11 protein-coding genes are annotated in these 17,092 nt (G+C 42.2%); 5 read left to right on the top strand and 6 right to left on the bottom strand.

Annotated elements, in window-relative coordinates:
* Nucleotides 1–143 precede the first annotated feature (143 nt).
* The 3 genes from V7K25_RS28415 to V7K25_RS28405 all read right to left on the bottom strand — a co-directional run bounded on the left by V7K25_RS28415 (nucleotide 144) and on the right by V7K25_RS28405 (nucleotide 5,292).
* A complete protein-coding gene (locus V7K25_RS28415; protein WP_335162817.1) occupies nucleotides 144–2,945 on the bottom strand; it encodes a family 10 glycosylhydrolase in 2,802 nt (933 codons plus the stop codon).
* Between the two features lie 103 nt (nucleotides 2,946–3,048).
* The gene (locus V7K25_RS28410) at nucleotides 3,049–4,383 is read right to left on the bottom strand and encodes a TIGR03279 family radical SAM protein (protein WP_335162815.1); all 1,335 of its coding nucleotides are present in this window, start codon (nucleotides 4,381–4,383) and stop codon (nucleotides 3,049–3,051) included.
* A gap of 84 nt (nucleotides 4,384–4,467) precedes the next feature.
* Nucleotides 4,468–5,292, bottom strand: coding sequence for an undecaprenyl-diphosphate phosphatase (locus V7K25_RS28405; RefSeq protein WP_335162813.1), 825 nt, complete (start codon nucleotides 5,290–5,292; stop codon nucleotides 4,468–4,470).
* A gap of 453 nt (nucleotides 5,293–5,745) precedes the next feature.
* On the opposite strand from V7K25_RS28405, the gene V7K25_RS28400 reads away from it, so the two are divergent.
* The 4 genes from V7K25_RS28400 (at nucleotide 5,746) to V7K25_RS28385 (ending at nucleotide 9,699) form a co-directional block, all read left to right on the top strand.
* Complete coding sequence (locus V7K25_RS28400; protein ID WP_335162811.1) at nucleotides 5,746–6,525, top strand: DUF3120 domain-containing protein; 780 nt, start codon at nucleotides 5,746–5,748, stop codon at nucleotides 6,523–6,525.
* A gap of 509 nt (nucleotides 6,526–7,034) precedes the next feature.
* Nucleotides 7,035–7,463 (top strand): photosystem II complex extrinsic protein PsbU, encoded by a 429-nt coding sequence (gene psbU / locus V7K25_RS28395; RefSeq protein WP_335162809.1) that lies wholly within the window; start codon nucleotides 7,035–7,037, stop codon nucleotides 7,461–7,463.
* Nucleotides 7,464–7,630: 167 nt separating this feature from the next.
* The gene (nadB, locus tag V7K25_RS28390) at nucleotides 7,631–9,307 is read left to right on the top strand and encodes an L-aspartate oxidase (RefSeq protein ID WP_335162807.1); all 1,677 of its coding nucleotides are present in this window, start codon (nucleotides 7,631–7,633) and stop codon (nucleotides 9,305–9,307) included.
* Between the two features lie 263 nt (nucleotides 9,308–9,570).
* Nucleotides 9,571–9,699 carry a hypothetical protein gene (locus V7K25_RS28385; protein ID WP_335162805.1) on the top strand — a complete coding sequence of 43 codons (129 nt, stop codon included), beginning with the start codon at nucleotides 9,571–9,573 and terminating at the stop codon, nucleotides 9,697–9,699.
* A 785-nt stretch (nucleotides 9,700–10,484) separates the two neighbouring features.
* On the opposite strand, the gene V7K25_RS28380 is transcribed toward V7K25_RS28385, so the two are convergent.
* From V7K25_RS28380 to btpA, 3 genes are all read right to left on the bottom strand, one after another.
* Nucleotides 10,485–12,683: a CHASE2 domain-containing protein gene (locus tag V7K25_RS28380; protein ID WP_335162803.1), complete on the bottom strand. Its 2,199-nt coding sequence runs from the start codon at nucleotides 12,681–12,683 to the stop codon at nucleotides 10,485–10,487.
* 516 nt (nucleotides 12,684–13,199) lie between these two features.
* Complete coding sequence (locus V7K25_RS28375; RefSeq protein ID WP_335162801.1) at nucleotides 13,200–14,183, bottom strand: vitamin K epoxide reductase family protein; 984 nt, start codon at nucleotides 14,181–14,183, stop codon at nucleotides 13,200–13,202.
* A 155-nt stretch (nucleotides 14,184–14,338) separates the two neighbouring features.
* The gene (gene btpA, locus V7K25_RS28370) at nucleotides 14,339–15,187 is read right to left on the bottom strand and encodes a photosystem I biogenesis protein BtpA (protein ID WP_335162799.1); all 849 of its coding nucleotides are present in this window, start codon (nucleotides 15,185–15,187) and stop codon (nucleotides 14,339–14,341) included.
* Nucleotides 15,188–15,857: 670 nt separating this feature from the next.
* Here btpA and rimO point away from each other — a divergent pair.
* On the top strand, nucleotides 15,858–17,092 hold a 1,235-nt coding region (gene rimO, locus V7K25_RS28365), incomplete at its 3' end, for a 30S ribosomal protein S12 methylthiotransferase RimO (RefSeq protein ID WP_335162797.1).

The following is a 17,092-nucleotide window of genomic DNA, read 5'->3' as shown; positions in this document are numbered from 1 at the left end:
CTTATAAATACAACAAAAAATGTGTTAAGAATTACAAAGCAGCTAATATCTAGCTAGTTGGAAATTGGGTATCGGTATTGGGCATGGGGCATTGGTTATTTCTTCCCCTGCCCCCCCTGCTCCCTACTCCCCTTGCCTCTTTACTAAAGACGCAACCGCCGTTCGCCGTAACGTAATAGCCTTTCTATAGTTACAAGCCGATTTTCCCAAACTTTGACTTGATAGGAATTTGACTTAAGCTCTTGGCTCATCAATACCCGAAATTGAGATTGGAACCGAGTTAGAGAGGCTCTCGCTACTAGTAACTTGTTAGGATTCGGGGAAGCAGCAAGCTGATTTAAAGCACTGCGTAGAACTTCTGCCTGGTTGTTAAAATCTGATATTGTCTGAACCGGTCTTTGTAGTTGGTCATTTTGGAAAACAAATTTCCATTCCCGTTGCAGCGCGGTGTAACGGATGGCGGCAGTTTGAAAAGGCTGGCGGTGAGGAATGGGTTGACTTGTTGTAGATTGAACCCTACCTTGGGTGCTACTTAAGAGTTTTTGGAGATCGTTGTTAAAATTCTCTGCGGCAAAGAGGGCATAACCACTAACTGGCAAGTCCCTTACCAACTGGAGTTGATCGAATGTTCCGATTGTTGGCAAAGAAAGTAAGCGAATTCCCGGTATTAACAAGGTAGATCCCAATTGTTTAGAGGCGATCCAGGGTTGGGCCAGTCGTTGGAAGCGAGAAGTATCTAGAGCATAAGTCATGGGAACAATTAAGTCTACATCTCCCTGCCTTGCCCAAGTTTCCCAATTTTGTTGAATTTTCTGAATTCGCTCTAGTTCTGGCAAAGGAAATACTGCAACCGATAAAATCAAATTCGGTCGCTTTTGTCTCAACATCTGTGATAATTGGGCAACAAAGCTATCAACTTGTTGGGTGCGAAATGTCGTCCACTTTTGCCACAAGTCTGGTTGACTAGGGGAAATATTTATTGGATCTACACCAGTAAGTTGCTGAAATTGCGCTCTTGCAGCTTTGCCATAGCCGTAGGTTCGGCCTGCTGATGGGTCTTGAAAAGGGTAGCGAATGTAGTCTAGCTGTAGACCATCTACGTTATAGCGAGTGGCAATTTCCTCATAGAGCTTGAGTAAATACTTACGCACTTCGGGGTTAGCTGGATCGAAGAATGGCTTAGTCTGACCAACGGGAATCATGTTGCCAAGATTATCGTAGTTTGCCCAATCGGGATGAGCCGCCAGCACTGGCCCTGGATAATCAGGGTTAAGGTTGAGAATTTGATTGTGACGTTGGTTACCAGCAGCAAAAGTCCAAACCCAAGCGTGTAATTCCATGTCTCGCTCATGGGCTAATTTCACCGCATCTGCCAGTGGGTCCCACCCACGAATTAATGGGTTTTGCTCTTTTGCAACTTGGCTCGGATAAATGGTGTAGCCAGCATTAACAGTTTCAAAAAATACAGTATTAATCCCAGCTTGAGCTAGGCGATCAAAAATCTGGGCTAGTCCTGCCTTGCTACCAGCACGAACAATTGTTCCCCGATCTAACCAAACTGCCCGAATTTCGGGTTGAGCCACTCTTTGATCAATAGGAAACTGCTGCCACAAAGTCGTTTTAGCTTTCAGCCACTGCTGACGGGCTAGAGCATAGTTTTTTTGGGCAATCAATAGGGGGAAGTTTTTGGCAATGACCTTTACCCGTGCCAAGACTTGCTCTTTACTCATGCCTAGCGCCCCCAGTTTAGTTGAGGCTAATTGCGTAGGTTGCTCCTTGAGAGATTGGGATCTGTAGGTATCCAGATGCCTAGAGGACTGTTTAGCTTCAGATGTAACTTCACTAACATTAGCCGCATCGGCTGACACTGCTAAATTAGCACTTTCCACCCGACCTATCAGATTTTCTAGCTCTTGCTGGAGAGCGATCGCTTGGTTGTTATCAATCGGATCATTGGAGTTAGGTGCAACATCCAGACGCACCGCTTGTTCTAATTGGTCAATAGCCTCTTGAGAACTTGGGGGTTTGACTATAGGAAGCGGTTTAGGTATGGGAGCAGTGGCAATGTTAGGAGGAGGAGATAAAGGAGATGAGGGGGATGAACTGCCCCTCTGCTCCCCTGCCCCCTGCCCTCCTCCCTCCTGCCCCCTCGGCGCAGCCGCCACTGTTGTCGAGCAGTTTGGGGAACCTCCTGCTACTTTTTTCATGCGATTCGATGGCGGTTGCGCTGTCAAATAGTGATTGAGAGCAGCTTTTAACCAGGCATTATCTAACGTGGCCTCTGTTGCTGTGTCTGTTCCCCAGCGCCAGCCCATAAAGGTGGAACGCTCAGTTGTTACTACTGCGGCTGGATTATCTTTGGAATTCCAAACAGCAGGAGATTCACTGCCTATATCATTAGGAATCACAACACCGCCGCGCACTTTGCCAAAGAGTTCAGTTTGATTTGCCCATTCTGAAATATTGGTTTTTGTAGGTTTGATCTGTTCTGTCTCACTGAGGCTGAATCCCCAATAACCTCCCAACAGCGATCGCAATAATTGGCGCACTCCCGGTGCTGACAGACTACCTACAGGGCCACTAGCAATCAAACGCCCTCCCTTACTCATCCATTCTTCTAGAGCGATCGCTTGGGTTGGTGTTAATGTCTCAACATTTGGCAAGAATAATACCCGGCGATCGCCCCAATCTGCCTCACTCCTTACATCAGCTAGGGGAATTACACAATATTTCACCCCTATTGTCTGCAAGCGGTCAGTTATGCCTCTCCATTGATTTGCATTTTCTTGGCTATGCACTACGCTCAATACAGGCTCTTCAGTCGCCGCCGTTGCTGACAAAATACTAAAACTATTAAAAATTAAAAAATTAAAACTTAAGATGAAGAATCCGGCTTTTTGTATTTGTGAGTTTGCCTTTTTATGAGATTTTTCCTGATTCTTCACTCCTGACTCCTCAGCGAATTAGTTATAAGGCATTACTTCTTATTTATCATCCAGCTTGACAATAAATTACCTCCGAAAAACGACTGATCTTTGACAACTAAACTTAAGCAACATTGAAAATGCATGTTTTGATTAAATCTTCAACTCCTGCTACTGGAAAAAATTTTGTATTTAGTTTGCCAGCTAATTCTTCAATACTCATATCATCTAAAAACACTAGTTCCCCGTTTTTCAACATGACATTCGGTAGCAAAATACCATCACCTAAATCCTGCTCTTGTAGATTTAAAAGCAAATCATGACCAGTTAGCAATCCAGTTACACTGATAGTTTGTCCCCAATAATCACTACATAAAGCACACATATTAACTTCTAAACCCTCAACAGAATTTAAGCGTTTCAAAATTGGTTGAAATGCTTTTTCTACGGCGTTGCCTACTATCCAAGTGAACTTTCTTTGAGGATATACTTTTGGCGGTAGTAATTCTGCTGCAACGGTGGCAAATTGCTTGATAAATAATTGAATGGAACCAACTCCGTTATCAATTTGCGGATATTCTTCATATTCAGATTCGCTGGGTAATTCCTCACCTGCAATCAAAAACCACTCATCGGCTAACCAAACAACGCTAGAACCGAGTTTTTGACGAAATTGCCGCGAGAGCATTCGCACTTGGGAAATCACTTCTTTTGCTTTTTCCCTGGTTACAGGTATGAGTTCGTCTTCTGGAGGCCGAAACCGTGTCAACCCAACTGGCACAACTGCCACCGATGCCACCGCAGGCACTTCACCACTATTAAAGGACGCTAAATCTTTGAGAGTTTGTTCCAGATGTTTGCCATCATTTATACCAGGACAAACAACTACTTGAGCATGAATTTGTAATCGCCTTTCTTGAAACCACTTGAGTTGTTGCAAGATTTGCCCCGCACGCGGATTTTTCAGCAGTTTAATTCTAACTTCCGGTTCGGTAGCATGAACAGAAACATACAACGGAGACAAGCGCATTTGCTCAATCCGTTGCCATTCTCTTTCTGGCAAATTAGTTAGGGTAAGATAAGAACCGTACAAAAAGCTCAGACGATAATCGTCATCTTTTAAATACAAGCTGGTGCGCTTACCTGGTGGCTGTTGGTCAATAAAGCAAAATGGACAGCGATTGTTGCATTGAATTAAGCCATCAAATAGGGCAGTTTCAAATTCTAGTCCTAAGTCTTGATCGTAATCTTTTTCTATTTCCAGACTATGAGTTTTACCAGCAGCATCTAAAACTTCTAGTTCCAAAACTTCATCAGCACACAAAAACTGATAATCAATTAAATCACGGGGACGTGTACCATTGATAGCAACGATCGCATCCCCAGCTTCAAAGCCAATCTCTGCGGCTATTGAGTCTGGAAGAACCTTGGTAATTCGGGCAGGATTAATTGTACTCATTGGGTAGGGGGCATTGAGAATGGGGCATTAGTCATTTGCTTCTTCACTAATGACTAATGACCAATGACTAACGACTATTATGAATTATCCTTTCCATCCTGCTGCGATCGCAGCTAAAATAGCACTGCCGAATGCTAATCTATACCAAACGAAAACTAAAGTGTTTTTAGTTGCTAAGTATTTGATCAAGAATGCAATTGATAGGTAGGAAAAAATCAAGGTTGAAATAATCCCTACAATCAACAGTCCAACAATATTATCTGGCAACTCGTGGGCTTGAAATAATTTAAATATTTTCAAACTCTTATACAGCGTTGCAATGGTAAGAGTTGGAAACCCTAACAAAAACGAGAATTTTGCTGCTGTATCACGTTGTAATCCTAAAAATAAACCAGTTGTCAACGTTGAGCCAGAACGAGAAACACCCGGAATCAAAGCAAGTGTTTGTGCTAATCCCACTAAAATACCATCCCGAATCTGCAATGAATCAAAATCTCGCTTGCGAGTGCCAATTTTTTCTGCCAAAGCTAGTAGAAGTGCCATAATGATTGACATGATGGCAATAATTAATGCACTTTCTGGTATAACGTCTTTAAAAAGAAAACCGAAAAATAAGGCAGGTATTGTTCCTATTACAATACCGACAAGAATTTTCCACTCTTCACGTTGCCAGTCTTTGTCTTTTAGTGCTTCCATTCCACCTTTGACAATACTATAAATCAGCGACCAAAAATAGCCCACAATTGCGATAACGCTGCCAAATTGAATTGCATCGACAAAATCTTTAGAACCTAGTTCTTTCCAGCCAAATATTTTTGTCACAATCAGAAGATGTGCTGTGCTGCTGATTGGCAAAAACTCTGTAATCCCCTGAACAATACCCAAAATAAAAGCTTGAATAAACTCCATCAATTAATACCTTTTTCCTGTTCTAGACATCATTACTTAGTTGATGACAATGTTATTTTATATACTTTTTACTGCACCTGATATTGGAGAAAATTCCACTTTACTAAATCAATAACATCATCCAAGACGCTGGCCATGTTCTTACACCCACATCAATAAGTCAACGAAATTTTGGCAATTCATCAAACTTTAATATTCAGCGATTGATGCCATTGACTTTTTACCCTTTACATTCACATATATCTGTAGTTCTTTGTAAATGCGAACTACAAAGGAGTTTTGTACATAAGGCAACTTGAGTGAATTAGTCTGGTACAGAATGTTTTGTTTGGTTTGCAGCTACGCTCCCCGAAATTTCAGTATAATTACAATGCCAGAGGCAATCCCCCAGGGGGGGATTTTAAAATGTGATATCTTAAATAAAATAAAGTTTAGTAACAAATATTAAAAACTTTGATTAATAATACACTGTCCTCCTACACTGCTTCTACCCCTTCTATTGATACAGAGTTAGATTTAACTGTTACTGGGCACAAAGGTATCAGGGAATTGGAATCTACACTTTCCTTTTCTCCCTCTCTTCCCTTATCTATTTCTGCCCAACAAACTTGGTTAGTGTTTGCGGCGGCAGTGTTTTTGGTAACAGTACCAGTATTTGTAGAAGCGCCAATAGTGCGATCGCTACCAAGTCTAAGTTTAGCGCTGACAGCATTTTGGGTGTGGCTAAGTTTTACCTTAATGTCACGGACTGCAACTTATGTATGGGGAGATTTGCTCTTTGGGTTTAGCTGGAGTTGGTTAGCAGGAGCGATTTACTGGGGCTGGTTACGTTGGGAACCAGCATGGCATCTACCAGTGGAGTCTATAGGATTACCGTTTGCTTGTTGGTGTTTGGCGAAGAATTGGGGCAAAGTCGGTAACTGGTTTTATTTAGGTTCTTTACTCGGTACAGTCTTAACCGACGTATATTTCTATATAGCAGACTTGATGCCCTATTGGCGGCAAATTATGATAGTAGATGCAGATGTGGCACCGCAAATATTACAAAAGGCCTTAATACAAGTACAAACACCTTGGGGACAAAATTGGGCCATAGTTCTGGCCTTAGTCCTGTTGACAGTCGGAATTTTGCCTTTAGCTCGAAAGCAAAAACACTGGTATGCCTTTAGTGGCGCAGTTTTAAGCACGATTTTGGTAGATAGCCTATTTTTGTTAGCTGCGATCGCAGCCTAAAAATATTAAAAAATTATGTAATATCAAAACCGAAACTTTTCTAGCCCAGTCTACGGTACATCAAAAATGATGCTGTAGATGATTAACAGGTTAAGAAATATTACATAACAATTCATTACTATCAACTCATCCTGCTAGGGTTTGCGGTATTAGGCATCGAACGATTTCATCTATGGTTGGGAGCTAGAATCAGCCACGGCGAAAAGATTTCGTCTAGTTGGGAATGCTCAGGATCGTGGATAGAACCGTATTGCAGCTATCAGTCACTCTTACCACAATAAAAATTTTTGGCAAAAGTACAGTCAAACCCAGTAACGGCAAATATTGTGGATATTAATACGCTGTATATTAGTTTCTGATGACTGCTGTGTTGATTAAGCTATCAGGTTTTGTCCTTTGTCCTTTGTCCTTTGTCCTTGGCGCTCTGACTAATGACTAATGACTCATAACTAATGACTGCTGTTAGCTTAAAACTTTTATTTCTGTTTGATGGAAAGAGGTAGAAAATCGTGAAAGAATTGGCGCGTTTATTAACAGTGTTTAGCTTGTTACTTAGTTGCTGGGGATGGCTGGGAACAACTCAGATAGCCCAAGCTGCTAGTTTCAACAGTTTTGCATTTCCTCAAGTCCCAATTCTGGCAATTGAGCGGCAGAATCGGGCAGATGCGAAGCTAGGAACGGAATTTGGTAAAAAAATTGATTTGAATAATACCAACGTCCGAGCTTTCCAACAGTATCCAGGGCTTTATCCCACCTTGGCTAAGAAAATCATCACAAATGCTCCCTACAAAAATGTAGAGGATGTATTGGATCTTCCAGGATTGAGCGATCGCCAGAAACAAACCCTGCAAGCCAACTTGGATAAGTTCACCGTGACAGAACTAGAACCTGCCTTTAACGAGGGAGACGATCGCTTTAACAACGGTATCTATAGATAACTGCACGTTGCAGCTAATGTAGCAAATAGCAGCCCACTCCTAATTCTAGAGAGTGGGACATGATATTGAGTTATGAGTTAGGAGTTATGAGTTAGGAGTTATGACTTTTTAACTCCTCACTTCTAACTCATAACTTCTAACTCCTCACTTCTAACTCCCCCATTACCTTGTCTCAGATAGATATTCCTAGCCAATTTGATGTCTTAGTAGTCGGCGCTGGTGCTGCTGGACTATACACAGCACTGTGTCTACCAAATTCCTTGCGAGTCGGCTTGATTACCAAAGAAACTGTTGCTTTATCCGCCAGTGATTGGGCGCAAGGCGGTATTGCCGCAGCAGTTGCCCCGGAAGATTCTCCCACGCTACACATTGAAGATACGATCCGGGCAGGTGCAGGTTTGTGCGATCGCACAGCTGTAGAATTTCTCGCCCAACTTGCCCCTAACTGTATTCAATCCCTAGTTAACTTGGGAGTTGCTTTTGACCGTCATGGTCAAGCCTTGGCTTTAACTTTAGAAGCTGCCCATTCTCGCAACCGGGTTCTCCACGCCGCAGACACTACAGGGAGGGAAGTTATCACCACCCTTGCGGCGCAAGTATTACATCGCCAGAATATTCAAGTCATTCAGCAAGCTTTGGCTTTGAGTTTGTGGATTGAACCCGAAACTGGTCGCACTCAAGGAATCAGCCTGTTTTATCAAGGTAATATCACATGGGTAAAGGCTGGTGCTGTAGTATTGGCAACTGGTGGTGGCGGTCAGGTATTTGCCCAAACCACTAACCCGGCGGTGAGTACGGGTGATGGAGTAGCGATCGCATATCGGGCTGGGGCTATCCTCCGCGATTTAGAATTTGTACAATTTCATCCCACAGCCCTCACCAAACCTGGTGCCGATCACTTTCTCATTAGCGAAGCTGTACGCGGCGAGGGCGCACACCTTGTCGATAACGAAGGGCGGCGTTTTGCCTTTGACTACCACCCTGCGGGTGAACTCGCACCCAGAGATGTAGTAAGTAGAGCCATTTTCAGCCATTTACAACGTACTGCCGTTGATTTAGCTACTGCCCATGTGTGGTTGGATATGCGCCCCATACCTGCCGACAAGATTCGTCACCGCTTTCCCAACATCATCAAAGTTTGTCAGCATTGGGGAGTTGATGTCTTCCATGAACCAATTCCTGTGGCCCCTGCTGCCCATTACTGGATGGGTGGGATTGTCGCGGATTTAATGAATCGCACAAATGTTCCCGGTTTGTACGCGGTGGGTGAAACTGCTAGTACAGGTGTGCATGGGGCAAACCGCCTTGCCAGTAATTCCCTGCTGGAATGTATTGTGTTTGGGGCCCAGATGGACAAAATTGAGTTGGAAAATATTGGGCTACCGTCAGAAACACCAGTACTACCATTACAGAAATTTAGTGCTGATGCTAGTGAGTGGCACATCCAGCAAGCACAGTTAGAAGCACTCAGGGAGAAGTTACCACGTTTAGTGTGGGAAAGTGCTGGTATTTGTCGGGAGCAATCAAAGTTAGAAACTGCGATCGCTACTATTGAATCTTGGCAGCAAGATTTCGCTATCCTGCCTTTAAGCCAATTCTTGCTTGCTTTACGTCCCGCAGAACCAGCTAGTTTTGACATCCCAGATGTTGAACGGCAATTGAGACTTTGGGCAGAAACCCGCAATTTATTAGATGTAGCTGATTTAATTCTCAAAAGTGCTGCTTTTAGAACCGAAAGCCGAGGTGGACATTACCGTTTAGATTATCCTCAACCAGATCCAAATTGGCAAGTTCATGCACTTGTTCAAACACATCATTGGTGGAAATCTCCACTATTATCTTGATTGAAGTTTCCCGAACAGGCTTCTAACAAAGGCTTTTAATCCCTTCTCCTGTGGTCGCAGCGCTTAGGATGGGTGAGCTTTTAGGTCGCTATCACTAGGCGGTGAAAGGGGAAATTTCAGTCCACTTGAGTGACAGTAGTTTTTAACCTATAACTTAATGACAATGCCTTCAGGCATGGAGTCAATTTAAAATCCAAAATTGCTATTAGCGGGTGCCGCTACCATGCTGACTGTCGGGACCACCATAATTTGGTGGGATATAAATGTCTTTTAAATTTTCAGAATTCACTTTGCGAGCAATTGAGGTGTTACTGCTAGTAGCGCCAAAAGCATTAGCACTTGTAGTACTAAACATACCTGTGCCAGTGGCAATTTTCGGTATTAGTATGTAAGCACTTATACAGAATATTATAAACGTTGTGATTCGGAAGTTAGTCTTCATGGCTTTCAGTAAATTTACTATTTTTTAATTTAAAAAACGTTTTTTTATTTTCTACCGTATATTTGCTGGCTTTTGTAAAAAAATAACTTTATTAAATTAATTTAATATTGTTGCTGGTGTAAAAGTAATTATGGGAAACGCTTGTAAATTAAGCTTTATCTGCTCATATTAAATAATTTATCTACTTAAGTGATATTCTTAAATATGTCATTTTTGCATCAGTCTAAAGTTAGATATCTTGATAAGATATAGTAAGTATTTTGTCTAGACTACTATTTATTAATAATATATTAAAGCTTATAAGTATAAACACTATATTTACTGGCTAACAACTCAGAAAAATATTAAGTAATACTTAATTAAGAGTATATTTAAAATTTAATTATAGTAAAAATATATAAAGTTAGAGTAAGGTAATTACTATACCATAAGGATTTTCAAAACTATGAATCGAGTAAATACAGTATATTTTTATTAGTAATAATATTGACAAAATTAATTTGCTAGTTACCTCTGATGACTAATACCTTTTTCACCTATGTTCTTAGGTTTAGTCTCAGGTAAAAAGGCCTAACTAGGTCTCTATCTTGCCTAAAAAACCACTTTTTAGCATGCCATACTTTTTCAAGATAGTGCCTTGGACATACCTCCAGTCGTCATTGCTAATTTAAGCTAATTTAAAGGTAAAAATTGTGAAAAAAGTGAAAAAAATCTGGAGGCTTGACTCTTGACTAATTAAGCAAACTCGTAGCGATTTTTACCCTGGTGCTTGGCACGATACATTGCTGCATCGGCTTGTTTCATTAAAGTTTCACTATCTTGACTGTTGTATGGATAAACACTAATGCCAATACTGGCAGAGACTCGGATTGCATAGCCGTCCAAGACAATTGGCTTGCTAATACTAGTTAAAATTTTTGCGGCGATTTTAGCAGCTATTTGAACATTAGGAATTGCGCGTAAAATCACAGTAAATTCATCACCACCCAAACGAGAAACTGTATCACTAGCACGTAAAGAGTTGCTGAGTCGTTCCGCGATAGTGATTAGCAAGCGATCGCCTACCTCGTGCCCCAGAGTATCATTGATTTGCTTAAAGCCATCTAAATCAATAAACAGCAGGCCTAACACTAAATTGTTGTGTTGCGCCCAACATAACGATTCGCAAAGTTGTTCGGCAAAAAATTTGCGATTAGATAGACCTGTGAGCGGGTCGTGATAAGCTAAGTGGCGCAAGTGGTCTTCTTTGAGTTTTAGTTCCTTGTTAGACCGAAAGAGTTCAGCAGCAGTAAGTTTTAGCTGTTCTTCCATGAGCTTGCGCTGAGTAATATCTCGAATGACCCCAACTAAAAAGAAATTGCCAGCTGAGTCTTTATGGAGCGATCGCTTAGTGGCAATTTGATGAGTCTGACCATCTGCATTGGTAAATTCTTCTTCATGTTCCTGGGGTTTTTGAGTCCTGAAAACAAGCTCATCCTGCTGTCGAAACACATCGGCTTCATGTTTAGGGAAAAAGTCATAGTCTGACTTTTCAATTAACAACTTATTCGGATAACCGATAAATTGACAATACGCTTCATTTAAAACAATCCACTGATGTTGTTCATTTTTTACAAAAATTGGATCGGGAATCGTGTTGATTACATTATGCAAAAATTCTTTAGAACGTTTCCCCTCTTCTTGCATGTGGGCAATATTACTGGTAATCCAAATAGCTGAACTGCCAAAGCTTAACAGTGAGGGAATGAGCGGTATCCACCAACCAAATAAGAAAGCAAGGTACGCACTCACGGTCAATACCAAGCAAGAAACTAGGATGCTAAGGATGCTCTTAGTTGCGTGTCGTATCCGCAATGTCGTAACAGTTCCCAGATAAGACCAGATAAAAATCCACAAGTTTTCCAATAAGTCAGGCCAGACCTTGAGTAATGGTCGTCCTTGTAGAGCAGCTGAGATTAACTCACTAATAAAATAAGCTTGCAGTTGAATACCAGGTACAAGCTTTGCCGTACCCATTAGACTGCTGGAGTAGGGAATGAATACAAAATCCTGGATACTGGGTGCAGTGGTGCCAATAAGTATAATCCGATCTTTGATTAAGTTTTCTCCGACTTTATCTCCCAGTACATCTCTCATCGATACCTGGCGAAAACTATAAAATTCTCCACATAAACTTTGACATTTGGGTTTGGGAAAATTAGTCAAAATTTGGTAGCCTTTATCATCAGCTCCCACATAGCCACCATCATTAGCCTCAAAACGAGTAAATACTGCCTTACCCAATTGCAAATACTCAGGGTTGTTTTTTGCTTTGGTGGGAGTAATATTTTCTGACTTTAAATACAATAAAGCCAACTTCAGAGCAAAACTTTCGTGTACCTGATTATTAACGTGCCAATACAACAAACTGCGACGTACTTTACCATCAAGATCGTATAGCAAATTGTTAAAGCCCACTTGATCCTTATTTAGCCCCAGTGGAGGTGAAACATTAACGTTTTTGACATTTGCCAGTAACTGAATACCAATCAAGTTGGGTATTGACTTATAAGTATTACTAAGTTTTTCATTACCAGGCTCTACTGGCAAATCTCGGTAGATATCTAAGCCAATAGCACGGGGTTTGTGGACGTTCAATTTTTCTAACAACTGGGCAATATTCGCATCTGGAATCGGCCAGGAACGTACTTCCTTTAAATCGGCTTCATCAATCGCTACGATGGTAATACGCTGCTCTGGCGGTTCATTTGGACGTAAGCGGAAAAATTGATCCAAACCTGCCAACTCTAAAGATTCTAATAAACCGATGGAGTGCAAAAGCAGGACGCAGAATGCAACAATGGCGGCAGTAATCAATTCTCTGTGTCCTCGACCAAGCGATTGTTTCAGTTTAAAAATTAACTTCACAAAACGCTTGCCTAGCTGTTGATTCATTCCCATTACACTACTGGGGAGAAATATTCTCTATTTGCTATAGCTATTAACTATCGGATTAACATAGTTCAAGGGGGAGCTAAATAGAGTTTCTAAGAGTTTTTCAATTTAGTAAGGTTGTTCAAGATATCGTGGCACTTATGATGTATTAACATATATTAAGACCAATTATTTGGCCAAACAGCAACTGAGACTTATGTGGCTATCAGCACAAATTAAGTATAAATATTCTTGAAAGTGAGTTCAGTTGTGGGGTAGGCAGTGTTTGACTGAGCGATCGCGCTGAATTCTTGCCCGCCTTTGCTTAGTGGGCGGGCGAGACGACGACTCCACAATAAATTATTGGATATTTTTTTTTATCTGAAGTCCCTAAGCTATTTCTAGCTTAAGTTGACACCAATGGATATTGGACAACACCTATTATCTATTACCAAAAACAAAAAAGCCAACTGGAAACAGACTTTGCTGTATTCATCCAGTTGACTGGGTGTGAACTACACCGTAACACTAGATCGATTAGTTGAAATACTTAAAGTTCCGAGGGCCCGTGTAACCAGAAACTTTCGCTAGTTCTTCTAGGTTTTGGACTCCGCTATAGCTTTTACCATTGATGATCCAAGTGGGGAAGCCTTCAATTTTTGCGGCTTTACACAGTTCTGGTTGAGCTTTGAGTCCGTCAGAAGCGCACTCTACCTTAACATCCTTGTTGATTACTTCCTCTGCTTCTTTACCAAAAAGCAGCTTTTGTTCATGGCAGTGAGGACACCAGTAAGCGGTGTATTCCTTCGCGCCTACCTTTGCCAGATAACGTGCTAAGGCTATTTCTGCCTCACCAGAAGTCGTAGTAACTTCCCAACCGAACGCTGGGTTAGGATCTCCTTTGGAAGTAAAGGTAATTTTTGTGGGTTGTCCTGGAATTTCAGGTGTAACATCTGATTTATTCACGCCAGCATAAACGCCTAAAGTGCCAATCAGCGTCACCATCCCCACAATCAGGGCAGTAAAGAAGATTTGTCCAATATCTTCCCAAGTCCGACCGATAATCGTTAGTACCAAAAGACTCACAGAGAACAAAGCTGAACCGATACAGTAAGGACAAATAGCTTTGATTTGAGATGCTAGCACGTACATTAAGTAGCCGCTAAAGACAGACATTGCGATCGCACCTGCTAGCAGCAGCAACCACGTCCAATTTTCTACTTGCTTGCGGCTATTCTTTTCCCCTGAGTTGAATGCCAAGGGAGCCAAAGCAAATATCACCATACTGGTATATGCCAAAAACCCAAACAAAGCTAATGGCTGACCAAAAACCGTTGCCCAAGGGCTGGAAAGTACATCATTACAGCCCTTGACACCAGCCTGTGCCACACAAGCTGCACTGCCTCCTGTTAATTTTTCTATGGCAAGATAACCTGTTATCAGGGCACCACATCCAGCGATCGCGGCAATCAATGGACGTGACCATTTATGAATCCAAGGAGTAGAACGGCGGCGAATCATAAATATTAGGGGATGGGGAATGTTAAAAGTTAGGAGTTAAGAGTGAGGAGTGAGGAGTTAAGAATCAGGAATTAGGAACAATTAATTTAAAATTCATAACTCCTGTACAGACGCGATTAATCGCGTCTGTACTCCTAACTCTCTTTCCCCACTCCCTAAGAATGTAACTTTACTTGTTCTGCTGATTTCTTTTCACTTTTGGAGTTCCAATTGCGACGTGCAGCTTCGACAAATTGACTGACGCGAATTGGGTCAATTGGTTGCTCTATACGTCCGTGGCGTTTCAAAGAACTGGAAACTATGACACCATCTGCTGCTTGCATCAATGTATCAATATTTTCCCAATTCGCCCCACTACCGATGAACACTGGCGTGCCAGCTGCTGCACCACAAGCTAGTTCCAAATCTTCTAAGTTAGGTGGACTACCAGTAGCCCAACCAGACAAAATTACTCCGTCTGCTAAACCCCTTTCAATGGTATCTTTCACAGCGACTGTGAGATTTGGAGAACTCAAAGGACGGGCGTGTTTCACCAACACATCGGCCAGGATTTTAACATCACAGCCTAACTCCCGTCGATAGCGGAGTAGTTGATGGGCTTCTCCCTCAATTAATCCTTGATCGGTTGCCATCACTCCTGTGAGAACGTTGACGCGGATGAATTGCGCCTGTACACAGCTAGCGATCGCCATTGCACTTTTGCCATCGTTTCGCAAAACATTTAAGCCTATAGGCAAAGTCACCAAATTTTGTATCCGTTGCACCACAATGGTCATGGCACTCACAACCACCGGATCGACTTGGTTTTTGGTAAACGGCGCGTCAAAAAAATTCTCCACAATCAGCCCGTCAACCCCTCCACTTGCCAGGGCGGCGGCTTCTTGTTCGGCACGGTCAATCACCGCTTTTAGGCTACCTCCCCAACGAGGTGAGGTCGGCAGTGGTAGCAGGTGAACCACGCCAATAATCGGTGAGCGAGTTTTAAATAATTGATATAAGTCCACGTCTTTAATCCGCCTCGCGGAGTCCAGAGTCTAGAATTTTTTGACTATTGACTGTATGACCCTTGACTCTTGACTTTTCATTAACTAGTCAAATGTGTTTTATGATAGTCGGTTTATTGCCTCCTTCCTAAGATGGAAATTGGCCTCCAACCTCCCATAAGATATGTTAAGATAAAACTTGGCTACAAGAGGAGTTTGCCACTCACTAGATGCAAGGCAGCTTTCCGTGGTTTAGGCGTCTTGTCCGCGCCCAGTCGTAGGACTTGCCAATCGCCAGGCTAGCATTACTGCTTTATAAGCGTAGTCGCTTTCGTCGATTTCCCGGAGGGTAGCGACTTCTCACAACAAGCCCTTTGGGCGGCTTCCCGATGGGTAAATTAACAACGCACACGCTATGGTAATGTAAAATACCAATAGGCGAATTGTTAAAAAAGATTACAAGTGTCAAATGTACCCAAAGACACTTCAATTTACCCTGGGGAACAGATTGATAGGAATATCATAACATGACCTCTATTTTTATTTATTAATAGGGTTATGACACGAACAGTTATTGACAGTGGATATTTGCCACTGCGCTGTTTTCATGAGGATGCTGATAGCAAAAAAGCTTAATTTTGCGCCAGAATGTTTGATTACAGGAAGAAAAAAATGAAGATTTTTTCAAAATATGGGTGACAAGCCAACAATTGCCATTTCTCACCTGGGCTGTGAGAAAAACCGAATTGATACAGAACACATGCTGGGAATGCTCGTAGAAGCAGGCTACGGTGTAGATACAAATGAAGAGTTAGCCGATTACGTTATTGTTAATACTTGTAGTTTTATTGAAGCAGCCCGGCAAGAATCTGTCAGAACTTTGGTAGAACTGGCAGAGGCAAACAAAAAAATCGTAATCACTGGCTGTATGGCGCAACATTTCCAAGAACAACTTTTGGAAGAGTTGCCGGAAGCAGTAGCGGTGGTTGGTACAGGTGATTATCACAAAATTGTAAATGTAATTGAGCGTGTTGAACTTGGCGAACGGGTTAAACAGGTTAGTATCGAACCAACCTACATCGCCGACGAAACTACACCGCGCTATCGGACTACAACCGAGGGCGTAGCTTACCTCAGGGTTGCGGAAGGATGTGATTATCGTTGTGCATTTTGTATCATTCCTCATCTTCGAGGAAACCAGCGATCGCGTACTATTGAATCTATAGTCGCCGAAGCAGAGCAGTTAGTTAGTCAAGGGGTAAAGGAAATTATTTTAATTTCCCAAATCACCACTAATTACGGTTTGGATATTTACGGTAAGCCAAAATTAGCCGAATTGCTTCGCGCTTTGGGGAAAGTAGATATACCGTGGATTAGAATGCACTACGCTTATCCCACAGGACTGACCCCAGATGTGATAGCGGCGATCCAAGAAACACCCAACGTCTTGCCTTATCTGGATTTGCCCTTGCAGCATTCTCATCCAGAGATTCTCCGCGCCATGAACCGTCCTTGGCAAGGACAGGTAAATGATGGGATTATAGATCGCATCAAAACGGCGCTACCAACAGCCGTACTGCGGACAACATTTATTGTTGGTTTTCCAGGAGAAACAAGCGAGCATTTTGAGCATCTACTAGAGTTCGTTGAGCGGCATGAATTCGATCATGTTGGTGTCTTCACCTTTTCCTCTGAGGAAGGAACTCCAGCTTACAAGTTGCCAAATCAGTTGCCCCAAGAGGTGATGGACGAGCGCCGATACCAACTGATGGAACTCCAGCAACCGATTTCTCAAAAGAAAAATCAACAGGAAGTAGGCAAAATCGTCGATGTCCTGATTGAGCAAGAAAATCCTGAAAGTGGTGAATTAATCGGTCGTTCAGGTAGATTTTCCCCAGAGGTTGATGGCCTGGTGTATGTCAAAGG

The sequence above is a fragment of the Nostoc sp. genome, assembly GCF_036919495.1.
Taxonomy (GTDB): Bacteria; Cyanobacteriota; Cyanobacteriia; order Cyanobacteriales; family Nostocaceae; genus Nostoc.
The sequence above is the reverse complement of the archived record's forward strand: the minus strand, read 5'-3'. Positions and strand labels throughout refer to the sequence as shown.